The sequence below is a fragment of the Ancylobacter sp. G4_0304 genome (assembly GCF_047501495.1).
Lineage (GTDB): Bacteria > Pseudomonadota > Alphaproteobacteria > Rhizobiales > Xanthobacteraceae > Ancylobacter.
The window spans coordinates 1-1,919 of sequence record NZ_JAZDRM010000077.1; the positions used below are offsets into that span (position 1 = coordinate 1).

At 64.6% G+C, this 1,919-nt stretch carries 2 protein-coding genes; both read right to left on the reverse strand.

The window, feature by feature from the left end:
- Window positions 1-70: 70 nt before the first annotated feature.
- Window positions 71-865, reverse strand: a complete 795-nt coding sequence (istB, locus tag VRZ77_RS21670) for an IS21-like element helper ATPase IstB (protein ID WP_414594637.1) — start codon at window positions 863-865, stop codon at window positions 71-73.
- Window positions 855-1,919 (reverse strand): IS21 family transposase (gene istA / locus VRZ77_RS21675; RefSeq protein WP_414594638.1); only part of this gene is annotated, 1,065 nt, incomplete at its 5' end. The genes istA and istB, both read right to left, overlap by 11 nt.

The following is a 1,919-nucleotide window of genomic DNA, read 5'->3' on the forward strand; positions in this document are numbered from 1 at the left end:
TGTTGATTTCCGCGAAGAACTGACCCTGGATTTCCACTGAGAATTGACCCGGGCTGATGGTGGTCGGCGGTCAGGTGGCGGTCAAGTTTCGTGGCTTCTCCCTGGTGGGTTTGGGTGGCTTTGCCGAACTGCTCTTGAAGCGGAAGCTGTCGTTGCCGGTCTCGAGGATATGGCAGTGATGGGTGAGCCGGTCGAGCAGGGCTGTGGTCATCTTGGCGTCACCGAAGACCGTGGCCCATTCCGAGAAGCTGAGATTGGTGGTGATGACCACGCTGGTGCGCTCGTAGAGCTTGCTCAGCAGGTGGAACAACAAGGCGCCGCCCGAGCTGCTGAACGGCAGGTAGCCGAGCTCATCGAGGATGACGAGGTCGGCATGGACGAGGCGGCCGGCGATCTGACCGGCTTTGCCCTGGGCCTTCTCCTGTTCGAGGGCGTTGACGAGCTCGATGGTGGAGAAGAAGCGGACCCGCCTGTGATGATGCTCCACAGCGTGGACGCCAAGAGCTGTGGCGATATGGGTCTTGCCAGTGCCTGGCCCTCCGATCAGGACGACGTTGTGCGCATCGTCGAGGAACTCGCAGCGATGGAGCTGGCGCACGAGCGCCTCGTTTACCTCGCTGCTGGCGAAGTCGAAGCCAGCGAGGTCGCGATAGGCTGGGAAGCGCGCGGCCTTGATCTGGTAGGCGGTTGATCGCACCTCCCGCTCGGCGGTCTCGGCCTTCAGGAGTTGCGAGAGGATCGGCGTGGCCGTCTCGAAGGCGGGAGATCTCTGTTCGGCCAGCTCGATGACGGCTTGTGCCATACCGTGCATCTTGAGGCTGCGCAGCATGATGACAATGGCCCCGCTGGCCGGATCATGACGCATGGCGCGCCTCCCTGGCCCGACGCAGGGCGTCATAGCGTTCGACATTGGCTTGAGGCTCGGTGGTCAGTGTAAGGGCGCCAGGAGCTGGGATCGTTGGCGTGCTCAGCGGTGTACCGTCGATCAGCCGGTGTAGCAGGTTGAGAATGTGGGTCTTGGTCGGCACGCCGGCTTGCAGAGCGAGTTCGACGGCAGTGAGCACGACCTGCTCGTCATGCTGGAGGACCAGGGACAGGATCTCCACCATCTCGCGGTCACCGCCCGGTCGCTTGAGCAGATGCTGCTGCAGGGTTCGGAAGGCCGGCGGCATCTCGGCGAAGGGGGCGCCGTTGCGCAGGGCGCCGGGCTTGCGCTGGACCACGGCCAGATAATGCCGCCAGTCATAGACGGTCCGGCTCTGGCGATCATGGGAGCGCGCGAACACCCTTTGATGCTCGCAGATCGCCTGCCCCTCGGCGACGACGACGATCCGGTCGGGATAGACCCGCAGGCTCACCGGGCGATTGGCGAAGGAGGCCGGCACGCTGTAGCGATTGCGCTCGAGATGGACGAGGCAGGTCGGGGAAACGCGCTTGGCGTGCTCGACGAAGCCGTCGAACGGCCGCGGCATCGGCATCAGGTGGCGGATCTCCTCAGCCCACACATCGGCGATCGAGCCGGGTTGCGAGCCGTGCCCGGTCTGCGACCACAGCTCCCGGCACCGGGTCTCCAGCCACTCGTTCAAGGCCTCCAGCGAGGGGACGTTCGGCAGAGGTTGCCAGAGCCGATGACGGGCATCCTGGACGTTCTTCTCGATCTGCCCCTTCTCCCAGCCGGAGGCCGGGTTGCAGAACTCCGCCTCGAACAGGAAGTGGCTCACCATGGCCGAGAAGCGGATGTTGACCTGGCGCTCCTTGCCGCGGCCAACCTTGTCGACGGCGGTCTTCATGTTGTCGTAGATGCCCCGCCGCGGCACGCCGCCCAGCACCCGGAAGGCGTGGTTATGGGCGTCGAACAGCATCTCGTGAGTCTGGAGCAGGTAGGCTCGAAGCGTGAAGGCGCGGCTGCAGGACAGCTT

Coding starts and splice junctions, on each gene's coding strand:
- istB (WP_414594637.1), bottom strand. CDS start 865: ATGCGTCATGATCCGGCCAGCGGGGCCATTGTCATCATGCTGCGCAGC.